Raw genomic sequence first — 24,602 nt, 5'->3', positions numbered from 1 at the left:
GCTACTGCTACGGCACGGACAAGCGACCCCCGGCCCCCGCCGCCCTACCGTGGAGCACGAAAGCCAAGGACTCCCCCAAACGCGGAAAGGCCGGGAATCGCACATGACTTCCACCCACGCCTTCTGGCTCGCCGGCCGCCAGGTCACCGGCGACACCACCTTCGACGTCACCTCGTCGTGGGACGGCCGGCTCGTCGGCACCGTCAGCGTGCCGACCGACGCCCAGGTCGAGGAGGCCGTGGCCGCCGCGTACGCCGTCCGGGACGAGTTCGCCGCCACCCCCGCGCACGTACGGGCCGCCGCCCTCGACCACGTGGCCAAGCGCCTGACCGAGCGCACCGAGGAGATCGGCCGGCTGATCTCCGCCGAGAACGGCAAGCCCGTCAAGTGGGCCCGCGGTGAGGTCGGCCGTGCCGCCTCGGTGTTCCGCTGGGCCGCCGAGGAGGCCCGCCGGTTCAACGGCGGCGAGGCCCAGCGCCTCGACACCGACGGCGGCGGCGAGGGCCGGCTCGCGCTGATCCGGCGCTTCCCGAAGGGCGTCGTGCTCGGCATCGCGCCGTTCAACTTCCCGCTGAACCTGTGCGCCCACAAGGTCGCCCCGGCGATCGCGGCCGGCGCCCCGATCATCCTCAAGCCGGCCCCGGCCACCCCGCTGTCCGGCCTGGTCATCGGCGAACTGCTCGCCGAGACCGACCTGCCGGCCGGCTCCTGGTCGATCCTGCCGGTCGCCAACGAGAAGATGCCCGCCCTGGTCCAGGACGAGCGCCTGCCGGTCATCTCCTTCACCGGTTCCGAGAAGGTCGGCTACGCGATCATGGACTCGGTGCCGCGCAAGCACTGCACGCTGGAGCTGGGCGGCAACGGCGCGGCCGTCGTCCTCGGCGACTTCTCCTCGGACGCCGACCTGGACTGGGCCGCGAACCGCATCGCGACCTTCTCCAACTACCAGGGCGGCCAGTCCTGCATCTCCGTGCAGCGCGTGATCGTGGACGCCCCGGTGTACGACCGGCTGCTGCCGCGCATCGTGGCCGCCGTCGAGGCCCAGGTCACCGGCGACCCGAGCGACCCCAGGACCGATGTCGGCCCGCTGGTCAGCGAGGACGCCGCCCAGCGCGTGGAGTCCTGGGTCAAGGAGGCCGTGGAGGCGGGCGCCACGCTGCTCACCGGCGGCGACCGCGACGGCGCCTCGTACGCCCCGACCGTCCTCACCGACCTGCCCGCGGACGTCACCCTCGCCCGCGAGGAGGTCTTCGGACCGGTCCTCAGCGTGCAGAAGGTGAACGGCGAGGCCGAGGCGTTCGCCGCGGTCAACGACTCCAAGTACGGCCTCCAGGCGGGCGTGTTCACCCACGACCTCCAGGCCGCCTTCCGCGCCCACCGCGCCCTTGAGGTCGGCGGCGTCATCATCGGCGACGTCCCGTCCTACCGCGCCGACCAGATGCCCTACGGCGGCGCCAAGCAGTCCGGCGTCGGCCGCGAGGGCGTCCGCTCCGCGATGGAGGACTACACCTACGAGCGCGTCCTCGTCCTGACGGGCCTCGCCCTCTGACCTGCCGACGGGTCACCCAGAGCTGACCTGCCACGGACAGGTCGGAAACCGGAACGGCCGCAGCCCACTGTGCGGGGGCTGCGGCCGTTTCCCTTGTTGTCTAGAACTGTCGCGAGATGACGACCTGCCCGTCCGAGGCGTACACGGTCACCCGGACGCGGCCCGTGCCGCTCTGCCAGGCCCGGTAGGCGGCGGCGATCCGTCCGGCCTCCGGAGTGTGACCGCCCGCGAAGCGGCTGTCCCAGTCGGTGTAGATCACGACCCGCTGCCTTTCTGCGTGGGCGGACAGCCGGGTGACGTGTCTGACGGCGGCCTTCTCAGGCGGGGGGCCTTCCTGGTTGACCCAGATCCTGAACATACTCGCCTCTGATGTCGGTGGTGCGGCCTCCATGGTGGCTGAGCCGGGGCCGTGGGCGGGCACGACTTTCGTCGCGTGAGTGCTGTGTTCCAGGCTCACGACTGCGCCGGCGACGATTGCCACGGCGAGGATTCCGCCCGCGATCAGCTTTCCCTTGTGCATGATGACAAACCTCGGTATTCGCCTCGACGCGCGTGGTCCCCGCCGCCTCGGTGAGAGCGGCGGGGACCACGCTGCGGTGTGGGATCTAGTGGAGTGCGCCGACCTCGGTCGCCGACAGCGTCCTCGGGTACACGTGGACGTCGGCCACGGAGCCGGGGAACGCCAGGTACGGGGTCGTGGCGGAGGCGCTGTTGACGCAGCCGCCGATGGTCAGGGGCATGGAGGAGTCGTACTGGGGGCTGAGGTTGGTGGCGGTCCCCACGAGGGTGCCGTTCTGGTAGAGGGCCATGTTGCCGGTGGTGGTGCTGCCGGCGACCGGTGCCCGGAAGGTGGCGACGAGGTGGGTCCAGGTGCCGACCGGCGCGCTGTTGCTGTCGCCTTCGGCGGTGGGGAAGTCGGAGTTCTCGTCGTTGGTGGTCGTGGTCTGGAACATCCAGGCGGCACTGGGTTTGTCGTAGGAGAGGTAGAAGGACTGGTGCTGTGTGGTGCCCTGGCAGACGGCGGTGGTGCCGAGCGCGGAGTTGATCTTGACCCAGGCGGAGACGGTGTAGTCGCCGAGTGTGTCGACTGCGCTCTGCCTGCTCTTGAGGAAGCCGGTGCTGCCGTCGAAGGCGGTGCTGCCGGACAGCCCGCTCGGCGCGTCGGTACCGAAGCCGACGCTGCCGGACGGGGTGAGCGCGTTGAGGGACGCGGTGTCGGTGCCGTCCGCGGAGAGCTTCCACTCGTCCTCGGGCATGCCCTTGTCCCACCCGGAGGGCACCATCACGCTGCCCGCGCTCGCGTCGCTCGCCGCCATGGCGTACGGGTAGACCTGGACGTCGGAGACGGAGCCGGGGAAGGCGTTGTACGGGGAGGTCGCGTCGGGGGTGTTGACGCAGCCGCCGATGGTCAGGGGCATGGAGGAGTCGTACTGTGGCGTGGAGTTGACGGCGGTGCCCATCAGGGTGCCGTTCTGGTAGATCGACATCACGCCGGTGGTGTCGTCCCCGTCGACGGGGGCGGTATAGGTGACCAGGAGATGTGTCCAGGTGCCCAGGGCCCCCGTGCCGACGTCTCCCTCCGCGGTGGGGAAGTCGGAACTGTCGTCGTTCGTGGTCGTCGTCTGGAACATCCAGCCCTGGTTGCCGCGGTCGTAGCCGAGGTAGAAGGCCTGGTGCTCGCTGGTTCCCTCGCAGATGGCCGTGGCGGGACCGGTGGCCGAGTCGAGTTTCACCCAGGCGGAGACGGTGTAGTCGGCGAGGGCGTCGACGGCGGTGTGGTCGCTCTCCAGGAACCCGGTGCTGCCGTCGAATGAGGTGGCGGCGGTGGGGGCGTTGACGGCGTCGGGCCCGGCCGCGTTGAAGCTCGCACCACCGACCGCGGTGAACGGGTTGTCCCCGCGTGCGTCGGTGCCGTCCGCGGACAGCTCCCACTCGTTGTCGGGAGTGTCGCTGCCGGTGGCGAGCGGGACGATCAGGTTCGGCGCGATGGTGACGACGCCGGTGTTCGTGTCGGTCAGGTACAGGCCGGCGAGGTCGGCGTAGTACGCGTCGGAGGGGTTGCCGCCGGAGAGGTCGGCCGCCTTCACCGTCGACGAGGAGGCGGTGCCGCCCGTGGAGACCGCCGCCGCGAAGTCGATGACCTGCGCGGGGTAGTTGTCGAGCAGGAACCCGTTGACCTGCTCACGGGCGGCTTCCTGGGTGGCGGTGCCGGGGTGGGCGGCGGTGAACGGCGGGATGGTGGCGAGGTAGACGGTGATATTGGCGTTCTGGGTCACCGGCTGCCCGTTGATGTAGGCCTGTCCGTCGTCGGTGTAGTACGAGGTGAGTTCGCTGTTGAGGGCTGCCAGTCCGCTCTCGACCTTCGTCGCGCATGTGTTGGTGTCACCGGTGCAGTTGAGCAGGTCGGTGGCGCCGGTGGAGACGAGGATGGTGCGTACGTTGCCCTGGGCCAGGACGTTGCGGTCCACGGGGTTGAGCGCGCTGGCCGGGGTGTCGCTGTTGGTGATCTGCGGGAGCTGGTTGTTGTTCAGACTGCCGCTGTTCGTGCCCGCGTTGAGGATGCCGTAGTCGACGGAGTCGTCCCCATTGGTGTCCTGGACGATGGCGTTGGTGATGGCGTCGCTGAGGTGGTGTTGGCCGTCGTTCTTTCCGGTGTCGGCGTTGACGCTCTGGTCGCCGTAGAGGACCAGCGAGCCGGTGGGGGCGTCGACGGGTGTGGTGACGTCGATACCGGCCAGGTACGGCAGTCCGGTGTACGTCGTCTGGGTGAAGTTGCCGGCCGCGGTGTCACCCGTGCGGTTGGCCGCGTCGCTGACCCAGACGGGTGTCTGAGCCGCGGCGTGGCCGGGCATGGCGGATACCGAGCCGTGCACCTGCGCGCTGACCAGCAGGGTCGCCTGCTGGGGCACGGCCAGTGTCACCGGGTCGCTGGTGACGTCGCCGCCCGCGGGAATGGTGACGGAGGCGCTGCCGCCGAAGGTCAGCGGCGTTGGTGCCGCGGCCGCTGTGGCGCCGCCCGCGGTGGTGTTCTGGGGGGCGACGGAGGCCGCGTCGAAGGTCACCGGGGCGGTGCCCAGGGCGTTGGACAGATGGACGCGGACGCCGTTGCCGTCGTCGGTGCCGATGCTGACGTGCGCCGGGATGCGCAGCGTCTTCCCGTTGACGGTCGCGGTGCTGCCGTCGGACTGCTGCACCTTGGCGGTGTCCTGGACGGAGGAGAAGCTGCCGACCCAGTGCCGGGCGGTCGACCCGCTGCCGGTGACGGTTGTCGAGCGCAGGCCGAGGCCGAGGATGTGCAGGGCGGGCTGGCTGGCCTGGACACCGTTGGCGAACAGGGGCAGGGAGATGCTGCTGATGACGGAGCCGGGGCACTGGAGCGGGACGCTGACCGCGTAGATCTTCGGGCCGGAGCTCGGGCTGGTCTGCGTGTTGTCCTTGTGGTTCTCGTGCACCAGGGTCAGCGAGGCTGCGGCGGCGGTGCCGCTGAGCCAGTCCGGCACGGTGTCCAGCTGGTACGACTGGTCGGCGGGGTTGCCGTCCGGGTCCAGGCAGTTGTTCTTCGCGTAGGTGATGGTGCCGCCGGCTCCCTTGGCCGCACCGCCGGTGGCGAAGGCGAGAAAGACCACCGCGTCACCGGTGTTCGTCACGCCGCTGTTCGGGAGGGTGACGGTCTGGCCGGCGGCGAGCATGTTGTCGTAGGTGCCGGTGCCGAACTTCGGCAGCGTGACGGTGGCGCCGTCCACGGTGACCGTCTTGCCGCTCTGCCAGCCCGAAGTGCTCGTCAGATCGGCGGAGTTGATGCTGTTGCCGGAACCGTCGGCGTCGGCCGTGCTGGTCGTGGTGGTGAAGGTGCTGGTGGCGGTGTTGTTCAGGCAGCTGCTGGTGGTGTTGATCGCGCACGTCAGCGCCGGCCCGAGCCGCAGCACGTCGATACCCGCCTGGAACCCGGAGGAGCCGGGGTTCTTGCCGGTCACGGTGAGGGTCAGGGTGTGGACGCCCTGCTTGAGGGTGAGCAGCTGACCGCTGGAGTCTTTGGGCATGCCGAGGCTGAGGAACTGGGTGGTGACGTAGGAGTTGTAGGCGTCGTAGCCGCTGATCAGCGTCGACTGCGTGGGCTTGCCCGCGTCCAGCACCAGCCGGTAGATGCCGTAGTCCCTGGCCTTGGTCAGGTTGACGCCGAAACTCCAGGGGCCGTCCTTCGGGATGTCGAAGCCGAAGGTGACGCTGTCACCGGAGACGACCTTGGAGGTGGTGCTCTTGTTGTTGAGGAACGCCTGGTAGCCGTCGGCGAACTCGTAGCCGCTGCCCGCGGCCTGGCTGACCAGTTGACCACCCTTCGTGGTGGTCGTCGCCGCCGGCACGGTGGTCGTGGTGCTGTCCGCGTTGGTCGCAGTCCAGCCGCTTACCATCTTGTCGCCGTAGGCGTACGTCGGGGTGCTGGTACCGGCGTAGAAGGCGTAGGACGTCTGGGTGAGAGACGTTGAGCCAGCCTGGTCCACGGCCTTGGCGTAAAGCGTGTGGGGGCCCGTCGTGCCTGGTGCGAAGGCGGGTGAGGCACTGCCGTTGACGACCGCGGTGCCGGTGCCGGAGGCGTTGTCGGAGGTGACGTAGTACGCCTTGCCCGGAGTGATCTTCGTGGTCGTCGTCCAGTGGGTGACGCTGCTGCTGTACACCGTGTTGCCGAGCGTGCCGTCAAGGGAGAACAGGTACCCGGTGATGTTGTTGGTGTGGTTGTTGCTCAGTGTGAAGGTGCCCTTGTCGCCGTAGGCGGCACCGATCTGCTTGGCGGGGAACTGGCTGGATGTCACCGTCGGCGCCGGTGGCGCGGTGGTGTCGACGGTGAAGGTCTGTGTCTTCGTCCAGACGCCGGAGCCGGGGCCGACCCAGTAGCCGGCCGCGTTCTGTGCGGTGGCCTTCCAGGTGTAGGTGCCGTCCGGCAGGCTCGGTGTGGTCCAGTCACTGCCGTTGGTGTTGTACCGGGCGCGTTTCTTCGAGTCCGTGCTGGGGCCGAAGCCCTGGTGTATCAGCGTGCCGGAGGAGTTGAAGACGTTGTAGTCCATGCGCACCAGCTCGCTGCCGCCGGCCAGGTCGGGGTCGACGGCGCGCGCGGACAGCGTCGGGGTGTGCGTGGTGGTCATCGTCTTGCCCATGCTCACCGTGGACGGCTTGATGGCGGGGGTGCCGGTGCCGTTCTTGAGCTTGGGCCGGTAGCTGTAGGTGACCGACATGGTGGCGCCGCCGCCGTAGGCGAGCTGCTTCCACTGGGTGGCGTCGTTCATGTCGGGGGACTGGACCATGAGCGTCATGCTCGCCCAGCCGCCGGCCGCCGCGCTCTGCGCCCGCGAGGTCACGTCGAACTCCAGCGAGGGCGGGCTGACCCAGGAGTTGGAGCCGTTGGTCACCGGGCAGGTGCCCGCCTCCTTGCTCACCGGGTTGGTGCCGAGCGCGCCGGTGCTCTTGTCGGGCTCGTGGCCCCAGTAGAGGGAGGACGAACTCCACCCGGCGGGGCGACCGGTGCCGTAGACGGCTGCCGGGGTGTCGGAGCAGGAGGCGGCGGAGAGCTGCTTCACGTACAGCGAGGCATGGCTGACCACAGCCCCTTTGATGCCGCTGGTGTTCATCTGGTAGTACGTACGTGCTCGCTCACCGTTGCCGGGGGCGGAGTTGTCCCATCCCTCACGGGCGTTGGTGGAGCCCGAGGTGGATGTCGAGTTGTAGACGTTCCACCCGTTGTCGGAGATCCGCGCCCAGTCCAGCTGGGACGGGCGGCCGCTCCACTCGGGGTCGATGTAGACCGGGTAGGTGGTGCTCTTGGCGGAGAGCAGTTCTGCGTCCACCCCCAGCCGCTGCTTGCCGGACTTGAGGCTGACCCGGACTTGTGCGCGATGCTTGCCCACCTCGGCCGCCGTGCGGTGCTCGGCGCGGGCCGACGACACGGTCCTGGTGCGCGCCGCGGGGGCGCTGCCGGCCTGCTGGCCGGCGCTGTCCCACATCAGCGCGGTATCGCTATGGAAAATCGTTTTTCCGGTGTGCTTGTCCGTGGCCTGGGCGCCGCCGTCACGCGTCGTGGCCAGTTTGACCCCGGTCGACGCGGTACCGAGCTCCAGGCGCCGCAGGCGTGGATTCGCCGCCGCCTTGGCGGACTTGACCACGAGGACCGAGGAGTACCCGGAGGCGTCCGCGGTCAGCTGGAGGTCGACCTGGGGCAGCACCTCCGGGTACGTGGCGGTGTCGCCAAAGACCACCGGTGCGGGCAGGGTGCCCGGCCAGGAGAAGCCCAGCTTGTCCTGGCCGCTGCGCATCGTGACCAGCGCACCGGAACCGCCGCCGGAGAAGGCCACGTTGGTGACGGCGGCCTTGGGGGCCCAGGTCCCGTCGGACTGCCGCACCAGCGTGGTGTCGATCGGCACCCACTTCCCGTCCTGGAGGGTGCGCTGCGGCATGGAGGAGTCGGTGCGGGTGAAGGTGCCGTCCGGGTTGGCGACCACCACCGTTCCCGTGTCGGTGAGCTGATTGATGGTCACCGGCTTACCCGTGGCCTTCGCACGGGCGGACGCCGCCTCGGTGGCGTTGAGGCCCCGGTGAGATCCCGGTGTGCCGGACTCCGTGTGCGGCGACCTGATGGGGGAGGCCGGCGCCGCCTGGGCCACCACCGCCGAGGTCAGCGACCCGGCGGCGAGGGCCGCGACGACGGCGACGGCGACGGGTCTGGACTTGAGGCGTCTGGACGCCCGCAGGGGCGGGCGAAAGGCTGACATCGAGTTGGGTCCTTCGCGGGGCTCAGGCGGCCCCCCCTTGGGTCCGCGCCGCTGTGCATTCTCAACGCAGGGAGCAGCCGGAACCATCGAAAAATGGCCGATGAACCCACCCGTCTGGCTCATTCTTGACGCATCCGCATGCCGACCCGGCCGTTGGAAGGGTTGATTCCGCACATTTCGCCGGGTCGGCTCAGGGCGCGGGGGCGGGGGGCCTCGGGTGGGGATTGCGCGGAAATTTCCGGGCGGGCGGCAAGGAATCAGGGGACAGAACGGGTCAGAGGGTTCGGAATGAGCTTGTGGCTTTAGGTCCCATTTCCAATTGCCTGCCCGGCCGTCCGTCGCCGGTGCATTGTGTGACCTATTCCTGACCATGGAATGGGCAATTCCGTTCTATGCCGCGCGGTTCCTTTACTCCTTCGAGGAATAACCTTTACTTTCCGCCTCTGTCTGAGCGCTTAGCGTGAGCCCTGCGGGGGGTGTGTTCTATCTGTGCCCCTGCTTTGGCGTGCCCTCGGACCGTTCGAGCTGACAGTGCTCGGGCGTGCGAGGCGCAGGGGAGGGGAACGCGCAGCATGGGTCAGGAAACTTGGTGGAGACGCGGCCGCCGGTCGGTCTGGACCGGTGAAAGTGGTCGGCGTACGGCATTGGTCGCCGTCGGCGCCTTGGTCGTGGGGCTATTTCCCCTGGACGCGGCCATGGCTTCCCCGTCGGCAAAGTCCGGGATCGCCGCCCCTGCCGTACCCCACAACAAACGAATTCCATTCACCTGGGCAAAGCCCAAACGAGGACCGTCTTCCAAGCCGTTCAAGCATTTCGACTCCAGCGGGCACGCGAAGCTGCCCGGCCCGGACAGTGCCACCGTCACCCTGCCCGTCACCACGGCTTCGGCGAGCCTGAACGCCGCGTCTACTCAGGTGCGGGCTGGGAAGACGCCCGTGCTGCTCGGCGCCGCGACGACCATGCGGCGCCGGCCGACCGCTGTCACCGGGGCGCAGCGCGTGCGAGTGAAGATCCTGGACCAGAAGGCGGCGCGTACCGCCGGTGTCCACGGTGTGATGTTCACATTGCAGCGCACGAGTCCGGGAGGCGGCAAAGTCGCCCTGCGGGTGGACGACTCGTCGTTCCGCTACGCCTTCGGCGGCGACTTCGCCTCTCGCCTGCACCTGGTCCAGCTCCCCGCGTGTGCGCTGACCACGCCGCAGCAGGCACGCTGCCAGGTACAGACCCCTGTGCGCACGGCGCCAGGTACGCCGCTCTCCGGCCAGGTGTCCGTTCCGGGCGCGGCCCCTTCGAAGGCCGACGCTTCGCCGGCACACCCCGCGGCGGCCGCGTCCGATGCAACGGTTGTCATGGCCGCGACTTCCGGTACCTCGGGTTCCGCCGGTGACTACTCGGCGACCAGCTTGTCGCCGGCCGGCTCCTGGTCGGCCTCGGGGAACACCGGGGCGTTCACCTACAGCTATCCGGTCACCGTGCCACCGCCGATCGGCGGAGCACCGCCGAACGTGAATCTGTCGTACGACTCCTCGAGCCAGGACGCGCGCACCGAGGGGACGAACAACCAGTCCTCCTGGCTGGGGGACGGCTGGACCATGGCGGACAACTACATCGAGCGTACGTACAAGTCGTGCGACGACGACTCCTCCTCCGGTGCTCCCAAGGGCGATGGCGACGAGTGCTGGGCGGGACAGATCCTGACCCTGTCGCTGAACGGTACGTCCACCGCCGTCGTGTACGACGACGCCACCAAGAGCTTCCGCCCCGCCACCGACGACTCCACCACCAAGATCGAGGACCTGACCGGCGCCACGAACGGCACCGCGAACGGCGAGTACTTCAAGGTGACCAAGGGCGGTACGCAGTACTTCTTCGGCCTCAACCGCCTTCCGGGCTGGTCCAGTGGCAAGGACGAGACGAAGTCCGCCTGGACCGTGCCTGTCTACCACGCGCACAGCGGCGTCTCTGCGTGCACGGACAGCACGACCTTCGCCGACACGTCCTGCACCCTGGGCTACCGCTTCAACCTGGACTACGCGGTCGACACCCACAGCAACGCCACCGCCTGGTACTACAGCCCTGAGACCGGCTACTACGGCGCGGACATGAAGGACACCGCCGTCGCCTACACCCGCGGCGGCACCCTCGCGCGCATCGACTACGGCATGACCTCCTCGGCCGTCTACTCCGGCACCGCGCCGGACCAAGTCTTCTTCCACACCGCCGAGCGCTGCATCTCGGGCACTCCGTCGGGGAACACCTGTGCCGACAGCCAGTTCACGCCGGCGAACGCCTCCTACTGGCCGGACGTGCCGGTCGATCTCAACTGCACCTCAGGGTCGAGCTGCACCGACCATGGCCCGAGCTTCTGGTCACGCAAGCGCCTGACCTCCATCACCACGCAGATCCAGACGGGCGGCGCGACCCAGCAGGTCGACAAGTACACCTTCGCCCAGTCCTTCCCCGACGGCGGCGACCACGCCCCGACGCTGTGGCTGGACTCCATTCAGCACACCGGCCTCGACACTCTCGGCGGGGCCTCCGGCAGCACCTCCACTCCGGCCGTGAGTTTCGACCCCCCGCTCCAACTGCCCAACCGGGTGGGGACGATCCCGCAGATGCCGCTGATGTACCACGACCGCATCCAGACGGTCACCAGCGAGACCGGCGCCCAGACCACCGTCACCTACGACCGCCCCGACTGCTCCAAAGCCCCCGCCAGCGACCCTGACGACCCGGCCGATGCCGCCGCCAAGTCGTTCGCCTCGACCAACACGCTGTCCTGCTTCCCGGTGTACTGGACACCCGACGGGCAGCCGTCACCGTGGATGGACTGGTTCTACAAGTACAAGGTCTCCGAGGTCGTCACCGCGGACACGCACAACTCCTACCAGGACGGCACCGAGCCTGAACTGGAGACGGACTACGCCTACAAGGGCAATCCGGGCTGGCACTACGACGACAACGAGGTCGTCAAGGCGAAGAACCGCACCTGGGGACAGTTCCGCGGCTACCCGGAAGTCGACGTCACCACCGGCGATCCCGATGTCTTCCACATGACGAACGGCGCCCAGGTCCACGACCAGAAGACGCTGACGAAGACCTACTACTTCCTGGGCATGAACGGCGACACGCTCCCTGGCGGCAAGACCCGCTCCGCACCGGCGCTCACCAGCCAGGACGGAGCCACCACGGTCGCCGACGACGACGCCCTGGCGGGCCAGACGTTCGAGACCGACACGTACACCGCGGCGGGCGGCACGATCGACAAGGCGAACGTCACCGTCCCCACGATCATCGGTCCGACCGCCAGCCGCTCCCGCTCCGGACTGCCGGCGCTGACGGCCCAGATGGTCCGCACGGCCAAGAACCTCACGCGCCAGGCGGTCTCCTACGGCTGGCGCAAGACCGAGACCGACACCTTCTACAACACGACCAAGGGCAAGCCGACGACGGGCATGCCCGTCCAGGCCGACGACCGCGGCGAGACCGGTGACAGCGACAACGTCGCCAAGTGCACCTACACCCGCTACGTCACCGGCAGCGCGGACACCCTGGTCCTGCCCGCCGAAACCATCACCACAGCGCAGGACTGCTCCGGCGCGGGGGCGACACCCGGCGGCACGCTGCTTTCCGACAACCGCACCTCCTACGACCACAACGGCTTCGTCTACGACGGAGACGGCCAGCAGAACCCGGCCCTCCCCAAGACCGGCGATGCCACCCTCGTCCAGCAGGCGTCCGCCGCCAGCGGGGCGACCGCCACCTCGTTCGTCGATGAGGCCGCCACCACCTACGACTCCTACGGCCGCGTGACCAAGGCGGTCCGCACCCCCGACTCCACGTCTCCGGACGGCAAAAGCCTCGCCCAGAGCGTGTACACCACGTACACCCCGGCCGGCGGCGCCCTGCCCACCGGCACCACCGTCGTCACTCAGGTCACCCCCGGCGTGGACTGCTCGACGGTCACCACCTCGTCCAAGAGCTGCCAGCTCACCAGCACCACCCAGGATCCGGCCCGAGCCGTACCCACCGCCAAGACCGACGCGGCCGGCCTGCTCACCTCGCTCACCTACGACGCGCTCGGCCGCAGCACAGCGGTGTGGCTGCCCAACGAGAACAAAGCCGCCGGCGCGCCGGCCAACATGACCTACACCTACAAGGTGGCCCAGCAGCCTCCGGTCGTCGCCACCAACACGCTGCTCGACGACGGCAGCTACAAGACCAGCGAAACGCTGTACGACGCCATGCTGCGCCCGCTCCAGACGCAGGAGACCGCCGAGAACTCGACCACCACCGTCAGTGACACCCAGTACGACTCGCACGGCTGGACGGTCCTCACCAACAACGCCTACAGCATCCCGGCCAGTCCCAGCACCGTCCTGGCCAGCCCCTCCAAGGTGACCATGTCCGACACCACCGTCACCGACCACGACGGCATGGGCCGCGCCGACCTGGTCACCGAGGAGCACAACTACGCCAAGACGTGGGTCACGACCACGGCCTACAGCGGTGACAGGACCACTGTCCTGCCCCCCAAGGGCGGCGTGGCCACCACCACCGTCGTCAACGCCCGCGGCCAGACCACCGAACTCGACCAGTACACCGCCGCCCCGACCCTCTCCGGCACCGCGGCCAACGGGTACTCCGCGAGTGGCGGAACCACCTCACCCACCGCCTACGCCTACAACGCCGCCGGGCAGCAGAACCAGGTCACCGGTCCTGACAAGACCCAGTGGACGACCGACTACGACCTGCTCGGCCGCAAGAAGTCCCAGCACGACCCGGACGCCGGCAAGACCGACTACCACTACGACGACGCCGGCAACCTGACCTCCACCACGGACGCCAAGCAGGCCGAACTCGACTACACCTACGACCTCCTGGGCCGCAAGCTCACCGCGAGCGACAAGACCGCCTCCGACTTCGAGTTCGCCTCCTGGACCTACGACACCCTGCGCATCGGGCTGCCCACCTCCTCGACCCGCTACGTCCAGGGCACCAGCGGCGGTTACACGGTCGCCACGACCGGCTACACCACTCTCGGCAAACCCACCGGCACGACGATCACCCTGCCGGACTCCGAGAAACCGCTGCCCACGACCTACACGACGACCTTCACCTACTCGATCAACGACCAGCTGCTGCGCTCCCAGTCCGACCCACGCACTCAGGGCCTGACGAGCGAGACCATCAACTACGGCCACGACACGCTCGGCAATCCCACCACCTCGGGCAGCAGCGGCTTCGCCTACGTCACCGGCACCACGTACACGGACTGGGCAACGCCGTCGCAGGTCACCTACGGCGCTTCCACCAACCCGGCCACGGCCACCTACGGCTACGACGACCAGACCCTGCGGCCCACCGAGCGAGTGATCAGCCGCACCCAGGCCCCCGGCCCCACGGTCGACGACACCAAGTACACCTACGACGCCTCCGGCAACCCCACGTCCACGACCGATCAGCAGTCGGAGACCGGCAACACCGTCGCCGACCAGCAGTGCTACAGCTACGACGCGCTGGACCGGCTCGCCGACGCGTGGACCGCGAACGACAACTGCGCCGCCAACCCGCCCACCACCGGCACCCTCAGCACCACACCCGGCTCGTACTGGCAGACCTTCGACTACGACGCCATCGGCAACCGCCACCAGAGCATCGACCACGCCATCGGCAGCACGGGCACAACGACCACCACCACCTACAACGACAGCTGCGCCAAAGACTGCAACTCCACCGGCACACAGCCCCACACCCTGGCCTCCACCACCGGCGGCACCAACCCGACCACCTTCGGCTACGACGAAGACGGCAACCTGCACACCCGCACACCCGCCACCGGTCCGGGCCAGACCCTCACCTGGGACCACGAGGGCCACCTCGCCGAGGTGGACACCGCCGGGTCCAGTCCTACGGCGACCAAGTACCTCTACGACGCCGACGGCAACCAGCTCATCCGCCGCGACCCCGGCCAGACCACCCTCTTCGCCGGCGACACCGAGATCGTCGTCAACACCGGCGTCACCCCCAACGTCCTCCTCGGCGCCGTCCGTACCTACACACACGGAGGCACCGGAACGCCGGTCGCGGTTTGGTCCAGCCTCACGGGCGGGGGCCGCAAGTACCTCTTCAGCGACCCCCACGGCACCGCGACCCTCTCGATGGACGTCACCACCCAGCAGGTCGCGCGCCAGCAGTACACCCCCTACGGACAGCCTCGCTCCTCCTCGGACACCACCGCCTGGCCCGACCCCACCCACTCCTACCTGGGTAAACCGCAAGACGCCACCACCGGCTACACGGACGTCGGAGCCCGCAAGTACGACCCCGCCCTCGGCCGCTTCATCAGCGTCGACCCCATGTTCGAAGCCACCAACCCCCAGGAGCTCGGCGGGTACACCTACGCTGCCGACAACCCCATCACCGACAGTGATCCGACCGGTCTCGAATCGTGCTACCCGTACGCCTACTGCTCCGGCAGCAACGGCACGTACGGCACCTACCACGAGGAGAACGACCCCCAGTCGCCGAAGTACGGAGGGTCCAGCAACTACTGCGACACGCACAGGTGTTCCGTGCCCAGTGACACGTTGTACGACCACGTCTCCAAATCCCCGACCTCGCCGCTCTCGACCAAGCCGCTGGTCGTCGTCCCCATGGCCCCCCACTACGGCACGGAGAACGGTTACGGGTACACGTTCACGGAAGACATCGGCCCGGTCTCCAGTACAGGATCTCCGGAGAAGGTGATGGAGGGGTTCCAGGAGACTCCGCAAGCGATCTTCCCGTTCCCGGTCACCGGCTGTCAGCACTTCACTGACGGGGGCTATTGCACACTGCATGCCGGCCCTAAATTCGCGCATGGCATCGGAAAGGTGAGAGTCGCGACCGCGGCGACGAGTTTCAAATTCACGGTTGTGTCGGACGAATACTTCGATGCGCCGCAGTCCACCATTGAATTCAGTCTCAAGTCCCGCAAGGGAGAGCTGTATCTGAGTCAACACGCAATCGCACACGATTCGGGCACTATGGCTTATCTGGGCACAAAAGCCGGTTACACGAAGATGACCTGGAATTTGATGGCCCATAACCTGCGTGGCGCCCTGGGGGTCCGGCCGAGTCATCCGATCCAATCGACCGACTGGACGTCGCCGAATACCTGGATGGACTTGATCGGAGGCAACTGGGATCAGTTCCAGTAACCTGTCGCGGATAGCTGACCCGTACGTCATGCGCCTGCCTCACTTCCCGTTCCGTCGGGTGAGGCAGGCGTATGACTTGATCCCGGTATGATGCGTGCAGCCGTCGAATATGCAGGGTGAAAGGGTCTCGCGTGCTCGATCTCGTATTGGTGCTCTCCTTCGGTCTCCTCCTTTCGTCGCCGATCTGGATCACCTGGGGTGCCGGAAAGTTCGCCAAAGCGCTCTCGAAGTCAAAGCCCAGGCAATCCGTAGAGGTCTTGTTCATCGTTGCGGTCATAGTTCTGATCTTCGTCCTGGTCAGTGGCTTCGCGTTGGTCGCGGGAGTCTGACCTGCTGCCGCCCCCCCGCTGGACGACCCGCCCCGGCAAAGACGACCCGAACGGCCCCGCCAGTCCTCCACAGGGGTGGCGGGGCCGTCCCGTTTTGGGTACCAACGAGCCAGTAGCACCGCCCGGCGGCGCACCGCCCCGGTCGGTTCCTCCTCGCGGCGAGGTGATCCCATGTCCGCCCCCACCGAGCACCGCAGCACCGTCACCGAGCGCGAGGCCCGCGAGGTCGCGGAGGCCGCGCGGGAGCGGGACTGGCACAAGCCCAGCTTCGCCAAGGAGCTGTTCCTCGGGCGCTTCCGGCTCGACCTCGTGCACCCGCACCCGATGCCCGCGGAGGAGTCCGTGCGGCGCGGTGAGGAGTTCCTGGCCAAGCTGCGCGCCTTCTGCGAGACGGAGATCGACCCGGCACGGATCGAGCGCGAGGCCCGTATCCCCGACGAGGTCGTCGCGGGCCTGAAGGAACTCGGCGCCCTCGGGATGAAGATCGACCCGGAGTACGGCGGTCTCGGCCTCACCCAGCTCTACTACAACAAGGCCCTCGCCCTGGTCGGCTCCGTGAGCCCCGCCGTCGGTGCCCTGCTCTCCGCGCACCAGTCGATCGGCGTGCCCCAGCCGCTGAAGATGTTCGGCACGCGGGAGCAGAAGCAGACCTTCCTGCCGCGCTGCGCCCGTACCGACATCTCCGCCTTCCTGCTCACCGAGCCCGACGTCGGCTCGGACCCGGCGCGGCTCGCGACCACCGCCGTGCCGGACGGGGACGAGTACGTCCTCGACGGAGTCAAGCTGTGGACCACCAACGGCGTCGTCGCCGATCTCCTCGTCGTCATGGCGCGGGTGCCGAAGTCCGAGGGGCACAAGGGCGGCATCACCGCGTTCGTCGTGGAGGCCGCCTCCGAGGGCGTCACCGTCGAGCACCGCAACGCCTTCATGGGGCTGCGCGGCATCGAGAACGGCGTGACCCGCTTCCACCGGGTGCGGGTGCCGGCCGCGCACCGCATCGGCCCCGAGGGCGCCGGTCTGAAGATCGCGCTCACCACCCTCAACACCGGCCGTCTCTCGCTGCCCGCGATGTGCGCGGGCGCTGGCAAATGGTGTCTGAAAATCGCCCGTGAATGGTCGGCGGAGCGCGAGCAGTGGGGCAAGCCCGTCGCGCTGCACGAAGCCGTCGGCGCCAAGATCAGCTTCATCGCGGCGACCACCTTCGCCCTGGAGGCGGTGCTCGACCTCTCCTCCCAGATGGCCGACGAGGACCGCAACGACATCCGCATCGAGGCCGCCCTCGCCAAGCTCTACGGCTCCGAGATGGCCTGGAAGATGGCCGACGAGCTGGTCCAGATCCGCGGCGGGCGCGGCTACGAGACGGCCGAGTCCCTCAAGGCGCGCGGCGAACGGGCCGTCCCGGCCGAGCAGATGCTGCGCGATCTGCGCATCAACCGGATCTTCGAGGGCTCCACGGAGATCATGCACCTGCTGATCGCCCGCGAGGCCGTGGACGCGCACCTCTCCGTCGCCGGCGACCTCATCGATCCGGCCAAGTCCCTGCCGGAGAAGGCGAAAGCGGGCGCGCAGGCCGGTGTCTTCTACGCCAGGTGGCTGCCGAAGCTGGTCGCGGGACCCGGCCAACTGCCCACCTCGTACAGCGAGTTCCGGCACGGCGTCGACCTGTCCTGCCACCTGCGCTACATCGAGCGCACGGCCCGCAGGCTGGCCCGCGCCACCTTCTACGGCATGTCCCGCTGGCAGGGCCGGATGGAGACCAAGCAGGGCTTCCTCGGCCGGATCGTGGACATCGGCGCCGAGCTGTTCGCGATGAGCGCGGCCTGCGTACGGGCCGAGCGGCTGCGCACCCGCGACGAGCACGGCCGGGAGGCGTACCAGCTCGCCGACGCCTTCTGCCGCCAGGCCCGCGTCCGCGTCGAGGAGCTGTTCGGCCGGCTGTGGACCAACACCGACGACCTCGACCGCACGGTCGTCAAGGGCGTCCTCGGCGGCGCCTACACCTGGCTGGAGGAGGGGATCGTGGACCCCTCGGAGGACGGCCCGTGGATCGCCGACGCGACCCCCGGACCCTCCACTCAGGCCAACGCCCGCCGCCCGTACGGCGGTTAGCGGCGACCGCCCCCGACCAGCAGCACGCTCAGCAGTACTTGTCGCTCGGGTCCCGCGTCGTCCAGGAGCACGACCAGACCTTGGCGCCGCTCGCCTTGGTGAGCGTGGCCGTGTCCTTGTCGTTGTTCCAGACGTAGGCGCGGCGGTTCTGGTACTTGTCCGTCGTGGTGTCCCGGCCGGACCCGGTGTGGATCTTCATGTACTTCCCGGCGCCGATCGTGACGTTCGGGAAGACGTACCGGTGGTTCGAGGCGTCCTTGAGCACCCACCCCTTGAGCGAGACCGCCGAGCCGCCGGTGTTCTTGAGCTGCACCCACTCGCCGTTCAGGCTCGTGTTCGAGCGGTTGTCCGAGCCGGGGCTGTCGAACCAGACGTGGTAGATCTTCACGCCCCCGGCGGCCTGGGCCGGAGTGTTCAGCAGGGTGCCGGTGAGCAGGGCCGCACCGGCGAGGGCGGGCAGGGCGGCGCGCAGCCGTATGGTCCGCATCGAGAGATCCCCCCAAGGACGTCGTCCGTGAAATGCGTGAGCGCCGAAGCGCAGGGATGAAGATAATCACAGGATCTTCACCCTCGCCCCGCGTTCGGACGTACTCCCTGAGGGGACACCCTGTCCAGACCGTCACCGCGTGCGGCCACAATGGGGGGATGACCGACAGCCCTGCCCGTCCGGCACCCCTTGCCGACCCCCACCTCGTCTACGACCCCCTCGCGGGCGACGGCCCCAAGGACGTGGTGGTCCTCGGCTCCACCGGATCCATCGGCACCCAGGCCATCGACCTCGTGCTGCGCAACCCCGGCCGCTTCCGCGTCACCGCGCTGTCCGCCAACGGCGGCCGGGTCGCGCTTCTCGCCGAGCAGGCGCACCGGCTGCGGGTGCGCACCGTCGCGGTCGCCCGCGAGGACGCCGTACCGGCCCTGCGCGAGGCGCTGGCCGCCGCGTACGGACCCGGTGAGCCGCTGCCCGAGATCCTCGCCGGACCGCGGGCGGCCACCGAGGTGGCCGCCTCCGACTGCCACACCGTGCTGAACGGCATCACCGGGTCCATCGGCCTCGCGCCTACCCTCGCCGCCCTGGAGGCGGGCCGTACCCTCGCGCTCGCCAACAAGGAGTCGCTGATCGTCGGCGGCCCGCTGGTCTCCGCGCTGGCCAAGCCCGGCCAGATCATCCCGGTCGACTCCGAGCACGCCGCCCTCTTCCAGGCGCTCGCCGCCGGCACCCGCGCCGATGTGCGCAAGCTGGTCGTCACCGCCTCCGGCGGCCCCTTCCGCGGCCGTACGAAGGCGGACCTCGCACACGTCACCGTCCAGGACGCCCTCGCCCACCCCACCTGGGCGATGGGCCCGGTGATCACGGTCAACTCCGCGACCCTGGTCAACAAGGGCCTGGAGGTCATCGAGGCGCACCTGCTGTACGACATCCCGTTCGACCGCATCGAGGTGGTCGTGCACCCGCAGTCGTACGTCCACTCGATGGTCGAGTTCACCGACGGCTCGACCCTCGCCCAGGCCACGCCACCCGACATGCGGGGCCCGATCGCCATCGGCCTCGGCTGGCCCGAACGGGTTCCGGACGCCGCCCCCGCCTTCGACTGGAGCAAGGCTTCCACCTGGGAGTTCTTCCCGCTGGACAACGAGGCCTTCCCCTCGGTGGATCTCGCCCGGCACGTCGGACGGCTCGCGGGGACGGCTCCGGCGGTGTTCAATGCCGCCAACGAGGAGTGCGTCGCGGCCTTCCTGGACGGCGTGCTGCCCTTCAACGGGATCATGGAGACCGTCACCCGCGTGGTCGAGGAACACGGCACACCGGGAACGGGAACTTCACTCACCGTGTCGGACGTCCTCGAAGCGGAGACCTGGGCGCGGACCCGGGCCCGTGAGATCACAGCCAAGACGGCGACCGCGGAGGCGCGTGCATGACGACCTTGATGTTCATCCTCGGCATACTGGTCTTCGCGTTCGGTCTGCTCGTCTCGATCGCGTGGCACGAGCTGGGACATCTGTCGACGGCCAAACTCTTCGGCATCCGCGTCCCGCAGTACATGGTCGGCTTCGGCCCCACCGTCTGGTCGCGCAAGAAGGGCGACACCGAGTACGGCATCAAGGCGATCCCGCTCGGCGGCTACATCCGCATGATCGGCATGTTCCCGCCGGACAACGCGGGCCGGATCTCCGCCCGTTCCACCTCGCCCTGGCGCGGCATGATCGAGGACGCCCGCTCGGCGGCCTACGAGGAGCTCCAGCCCGGCGACGAGACGCGGATGTTCTACACGCGCAAGCCGTGGAAGCGCGTCATCGTCATGTTCGCGGGCCCGTTCATGAACCTGATCCTCGCGATCGCCCTGTTCTTCACGGTGCTCATGGGCTTCGGCATCCAGCAGCAGACCACCACCGTCGCCTCCGTCTCGCCCTGCGTCATCGCGCAGAGCGAGAACCGCGACACCTGCAAGAAGTCCGACCCCGCCTCCCCGGCCGCGGCCGCCGGCATCCAGAAGCGCGACAAGATCGTCTCCTTCGCCGGCAAGCCCACCAAGGACTGGAACACCCTCTCCGACCTGATCCGCGACAGCGCGGGCAAACAGGTGCCGATCGTCGTCGAGCGCGACGGCCGGCAGCTCACCCTGCACGCGAAGATCGCCACCAACCTGGTCGCCAAGAAGGACTCCAGCGGCACCTACGAGCAGGGCAAGTACGTGAAGGCCGGCTTCCTCGGCTTCAGCTCCGCCACCGGCGTCCAGAAGCAGGGCTTCGGCGACTCCGTGACCTGGATGACCGACCGGGTCGGCGACGCCGTCGACTCCCTCGCCGCCCTGCCCGGCAAGATCCCGGCCCTGTGGGACGCCGCGTTCGACAACGCCCCGCGCCAGCCGGACTCCCCGATGGGCATCGTCGGCGCGGCCCGCATCACCGGCGACATCGCCACCCTGGACATCCCCGCCTCCCAGCAGGTGGCGATGTTCGTGATGCTGCTCGCCGGGTTCAACCTCTCGCTCTTCCTGTTCAACATGCTCCCGCTGCTCCCGCTCGACGGCGGCCACATCGCCGGCGCCCTGTGGGAGGCGCTGCGGCGCAACCTGGCCCGCGTGCTGCGCCGCCCGGACCCCGGCCCGTTCGACGTGGCCAAGCTGATGCCGGTGGCCTACGTGGTGGCCGGGATCTTCGTCTGCTTCACCGTCCTGGTGCTCATCGCGGACGTCGTCAACCCGGTCAAAATCTCCTAGCCGTACGGCGTTCACCGCGGCCCGGAACCCTGGGGTTCCGGGCCGCTTGCGTGCCGCGCCCGGCCGCCCCCCCCAAAGAGGGGGTTTCTCAGGGTGGGATGTGCCCGCGCAGACGCCGGTGCCGTAATCTCGGATGCCGGAGCCCGCCGTAGCACGGGGCCGGATCTTGATCCACGACTTGGGGTTGCACAGCAGATGACTGCGATTTCTCTCGGCATGCCGTCCGTTCCGACCAAGCTCGCCGAGCGCCGCAAGAGCCGGCAGATCCAGGTCGGTAGCGTGCCGGTCGGCGGAGACGCGCCCGTCTCGGTCCAGTCCATGACCACCACCCGCACGTCCGACATCGGCGCCACCCTCCAGCAGATCGCCGAGCTGACCGCGTCCGGCTGCCAGATCGTCCGCGTGGCCTGCCCCACCCAGGACGACGCCGACGCGCTGGCCACCATCGCCAAGAAGTCGCAGATCCCCGTCATCGCGGACATCCACTTCCAGCCCAAGTACGTCTTCGCCGCCATCGAGGCGGGCTGCGCCGCGGTCCGGGTGAACCCCGGCAACATCAAGAAGTTCGACGACCAGGTCAAGGAGATCGCCCAGGCCGCCAAGGAGCACGGCACCCCGATCCGCATCGGCGTGAACGCGGGCTCCCTGGACCGCCGCCTGCTCCAGAAGTACGGCAAGGCCACCCCGGAGGCGCTGGTCGAGAGCGCCCTGTGGGAAGCCTCCCTCTTCGAGGAGCACGACTTCCGCGACATCAAGATCTCGGTCAAGCACAACGACCCGGTCGTGATGATCGAGGCGTACCGCCAGCTCGCCGCCCAGTGCGACTACCCCCTCCACCTCGGCGTCACCGAGGCCGGTCCCGCCTTCCAGGGCACCATCAAGTCGGCCGTCGCCTTCGGCGCGCTGCTCTCCGAGGGCATCGGCGACACGATCCGCGTCTCCCTCTCGGCCCCGCCGGTCGAGGAGATCAAGGTCGGCATCCAGATCCTGGAGTCCCTGAACCTGCGCCGGCGCGGCCTGGAGATCGTCTCCTGCCCCTCCTGCGGCCGCGCCCAGGTCGACGTCTACAAGCTCGCCGAAGAGGTCACCGCGGGCCTCACCGGTATGGACGTCCCGCTCCGCGTCGCCGTCATGGGCTGCGTCGTCAACGGCCCCGGCGAGGCCCGCGAGGCCGACCTCGGTGTCGCCTCCGGCAACGGCAAGGGCCAGATCTTCGTCAAGGGCGAGGTCATCAAGACCGTCCCCGAGTCCAAGATCGTCGAGACCCTGATCGAGGAGGCCATGAAGCTGGCCGAGAAGATGCAGGACGACGGCGTCGAGTCCGGCGAGCCCTCCGTCTCGGTCGCGGGCTGACCGTACGACCTCACGAGTCCCGTCACCGCCCGGTGGCGGGACTCGGCCGTACCTCCGCCCAGACCGTCTTGCCGGGCTGCCGCGGCGCCCCCCCCACTTGTCCGCGAGCGCCTCCACCAGGACCAGCCCCCGCCCGGACTCCCCGCACGGCTGCCGGGGCTCGGGCAGCCGCTCGCTCCGGGTGTCGGAGACCTCCAGCCGTACGACCCCGTCCTGCGCCGCGAGCCGCAGCTGGAAGTCCCGGCCGGGTACGTGCCCGTGCCGTACGGCGTTGGCGGCGAACTCCGCCGCGATCAGCGTGACGGCCTCGTTGACCCGGCCGTCGTACGGATGCCCCCACTCGTCCAGCCGCAGCGAGACCAGCCGCCGGGCGAGCCGCGCGCCGCGCGGGGTCGAGGTGAAGCGCATGGCGAATTCGTGGGTGGAGATTTCTGATTTCACGCCGTTACGGTCCCGCACGCTCAGTAGCGTTGAACAGCGGCCGCACCCCGACCACCAGGCGTTGTACACGGGCGGGGTGCCGCTGTACACGCGCGCAACCGTGACCGGGGGCGGCGCGAGGGCATTGGGGGTGTACATGAGCGAGGAAGCACAGGAAGACCTGGATGGCCAGGAAGCACCGGGCTCGGGCATTCCGCTCGTCTTCGGACGGGTGCTGAAGCGGGTGCGGCTCCGAGCGGGCATGGACCGCGGGGAGTTGGGAGGCCGCACCGGTTACTCGGCCGCGACGATCACGTCGTACGAGGTGGGAAGGCGCATCCCGAACGCGAAGTTCATCCGGCAGGCGGACGAGGTGTTGAGCGCGGACGGGATGCTGACCGACTTCATCGAGGACATGGAGAGGGCGCAGTATCCAGCGTTCTTCCAGGATGCGGCGGCGCTGGAGAGGCAGGCTGTCGCGCTGCACGTCTTCGCCGTCCAGGCGGTGCCGGGTCTGTTACAGACGGAAGAGTACGCGCGGGCCGTGTTCAGGATGTGGCGGCCGATGCTGGACGAGGACACCATCGAACAGCGGGTGGCGGCGCGAATGGCTCGGCAGGAGATCTTCGCGCGCAAGCCAGCGCCCACGTTGACCTTCGTGATGGAGGAGGCTGTGGTGCGCAGAAAACTGGGTGGACTGGCCGTCTGGCGGGGCCAGTTGGAGCACATTCTGCTTGTCAGTCAGCGGCGTAACGTGGAAATCCAGATCATGCCGTACGACCGGGAGGAACATGCCGCGCTCGACGGTCAGTTCAACTTGATCGAGACGACGAAAGGGCGCAGGATCGCTTACGTACCGGCAGACAGGGCCAGCCGTCTCTTCACCGACCGCGCGGCAGTCAGGAAGGCGGAGGAGCAGTACAGCCTCCTGCGTGCCCAGGCCCTCGCGCCACGAGATTCGCTGGCACTCGTAGAGAAGTTGTTGGGAGAGGCATGAAGGTCGAAAAGCCGTCAGACCTGGCGTGGTTCAAGAGCAGCTACAGCAGTGGCGGTGGCGGGGAATGCCTCGAAGTCGCCCTCTCTTGGCACAAGTCGAGCTACAGCACTGGCCAGGGCGGCGAGTGCGTCGAGATCGCCACCTGCCCCACCACCATCCACATCCGCGACTCCAAGCAGACCCCCACCACCGCCCCCACCCTCTCCGTCCCGACCACCGCGTGGCAGGCGTTCCTGGGCTTGGTTCAGGGCTGAGCCGGCGAATTATCCCCAGCCGCTGGTGTTGCAGGTCCTGTGCCAGATCGCCTTCGCCGCGTACCTGATGCCCGCACCACTCGTTCCGGAGAACTGGACGGTGAAACCGCGATGGATACCGTGCAACGGGATCCTGCGTGCCCAGGCCCTGCCCCCACGCGAATCGCTGGCATTCGTGGACAAGTTGCTGGGAGAGACATGAACGTCGAAAAGCTGTCGAACCTGATGTGGTTCAAGAGCAGCTACAGCAGTGGCGGTGGCGGGGAATGCCTCGAAGCCGCCCTCTCGTGGCACAAGTCGAGCTACAGCAGCGGCGACGGCGGCGAGTGCGTCGAGATCGCCACCTGCCCCACCACCATCCACATCCGCGACTCCAAGCAGAACCCCACCACCGCCCCCACCCTCTCCGTCCC

General features: G+C 68.7%; 13 protein-coding genes and 1 pseudogene. 10 read left to right on the top strand and 4 right to left on the bottom strand.

Going from position 1 to position 24,602, the window contains the following annotated elements; genetic code table 11:
* Positions 1-103: 103 nt before the first annotated feature.
* Positions 104-1,549 (top strand): aldehyde dehydrogenase family protein, encoded by a 1,446-nt coding sequence (locus tag AC069R_RS11655; protein ID WP_478766593.1) that lies wholly within the window; start codon positions 104-106, stop codon positions 1,547-1,549.
* 100 nt (positions 1,550-1,649) lie between these two features.
* Here the strand turns inward: AC069R_RS11655 and AC069R_RS11650 are convergent, their stop codons facing one another.
* Positions 1,650-1,907 (bottom strand): hypothetical protein, encoded by a 258-nt coding sequence (locus AC069R_RS11650; protein ID WP_478766591.1) that lies wholly within the window; start codon positions 1,905-1,907, stop codon positions 1,650-1,652.
* A 247-nt stretch (positions 1,908-2,154) separates the two neighbouring features.
* Positions 2,155-8,307 carry a LamG-like jellyroll fold domain-containing protein gene (locus AC069R_RS11645; RefSeq protein WP_478766589.1) on the bottom strand — a complete coding sequence of 2,051 codons (6,153 nt, stop codon included), beginning with the start codon at positions 8,305-8,307 and terminating at the stop codon, positions 2,155-2,157.
* A gap of 695 nt (positions 8,308-9,002) precedes the next feature.
* Here AC069R_RS11645 and AC069R_RS11640 point away from each other — a divergent pair.
* The 3 genes from AC069R_RS11640 (at position 9,003) to AC069R_RS11630 (ending at position 17,947) form a co-directional block, all read left to right on the top strand.
* On the top strand, positions 9,003-15,509 hold the full coding sequence (locus AC069R_RS11640; RefSeq protein WP_478766587.1) for an RHS repeat domain-containing protein: 6,507 nt from the start codon (positions 9,003-9,005) through the stop codon (positions 15,507-15,509).
* 131 nt (positions 15,510-15,640) lie between these two features.
* Positions 15,641-15,838, top strand: coding sequence for a hypothetical protein (locus tag AC069R_RS11635; protein WP_478766585.1), 198 nt, complete (start codon positions 15,641-15,643; stop codon positions 15,836-15,838).
* Between the two features lie 171 nt (positions 15,839-16,009).
* Positions 16,010-17,947, top strand: a complete 1,938-nt coding sequence (locus AC069R_RS11630) for an acyl-CoA dehydrogenase family protein (protein WP_478766583.1) — start codon at positions 16,010-16,012, stop codon at positions 17,945-17,947.
* Between the two features lie 28 nt (positions 17,948-17,975).
* On the opposite strand, the gene AC069R_RS11625 is transcribed toward AC069R_RS11630, so the two are convergent.
* Positions 17,976-18,434, bottom strand: coding sequence for a lamin tail domain-containing protein (locus AC069R_RS11625; protein WP_478766581.1), 459 nt, complete (start codon positions 18,432-18,434; stop codon positions 17,976-17,978).
* A gap of 158 nt (positions 18,435-18,592) precedes the next feature.
* Here AC069R_RS11625 and dxr point away from each other — a divergent pair, with 158 nt between their 5' ends.
* The 3 genes from dxr (at position 18,593) to ispG (ending at position 22,518) form a co-directional block, all read left to right on the top strand.
* Positions 18,593-19,864 (top strand): 1-deoxy-D-xylulose-5-phosphate reductoisomerase, encoded by a 1,272-nt coding sequence (gene dxr, locus AC069R_RS11620; RefSeq protein ID WP_478766579.1) that lies wholly within the window; start codon positions 18,593-18,595, stop codon positions 19,862-19,864.
* Positions 19,861-21,165, top strand: coding sequence for a M50 family metallopeptidase (locus tag AC069R_RS11615; protein WP_397983749.1), 1,305 nt, complete (start codon positions 19,861-19,863; stop codon positions 21,163-21,165). Before dxr ends, AC069R_RS11615 begins: the two co-directional genes overlap by 4 nt.
* Before the next feature lie 195 nt (positions 21,166-21,360).
* A complete protein-coding gene (gene ispG, locus AC069R_RS11610) occupies positions 21,361-22,518 on the top strand; it encodes a flavodoxin-dependent (E)-4-hydroxy-3-methylbut-2-enyl-diphosphate synthase (RefSeq protein ID WP_478766577.1) in 1,158 nt (385 codons plus the stop codon).
* 153 nt (positions 22,519-22,671) lie between these two features.
* On the opposite strand, the pseudogene AC069R_RS11605 reads toward ispG, so the two are convergent.
* Positions 22,672-22,926 (bottom strand): annotated as a pseudogene (locus tag AC069R_RS11605) (ATP-binding protein); the annotation flags it as partial.
* Between the two features lie 169 nt (positions 22,927-23,095).
* Here AC069R_RS11605 and AC069R_RS11600 point away from each other — a divergent pair.
* The 3 genes from AC069R_RS11600 to AC069R_RS11590 form a co-directional block, all read left to right on the top strand.
* Positions 23,096-23,935: a helix-turn-helix domain-containing protein gene (locus AC069R_RS11600; RefSeq protein ID WP_478766870.1), complete on the top strand. Its 840-nt coding sequence runs from the start codon at positions 23,096-23,098 to the stop codon at positions 23,933-23,935.
* Positions 23,932-24,189 (top strand): DUF397 domain-containing protein, encoded by a 258-nt coding sequence (locus AC069R_RS11595; protein WP_478766576.1) that lies wholly within the window; start codon positions 23,932-23,934, stop codon positions 24,187-24,189. Before AC069R_RS11600 ends, AC069R_RS11595 begins: the two co-directional genes overlap by 4 nt.
* Before the next feature lie 198 nt (positions 24,190-24,387).
* A partial coding sequence (locus AC069R_RS11590) for a DUF397 domain-containing protein (protein WP_478766574.1) occupies positions 24,388-24,602 on the top strand: 215 nt, incomplete at its 3' end.

The sequence above is a fragment of the Streptomyces sp. NPDC043952 genome (assembly GCF_056435325.1).
The sequence above is the reverse complement of the archived record's forward strand: the minus strand, read 5'-3'. Positions and strand labels throughout refer to the sequence as shown.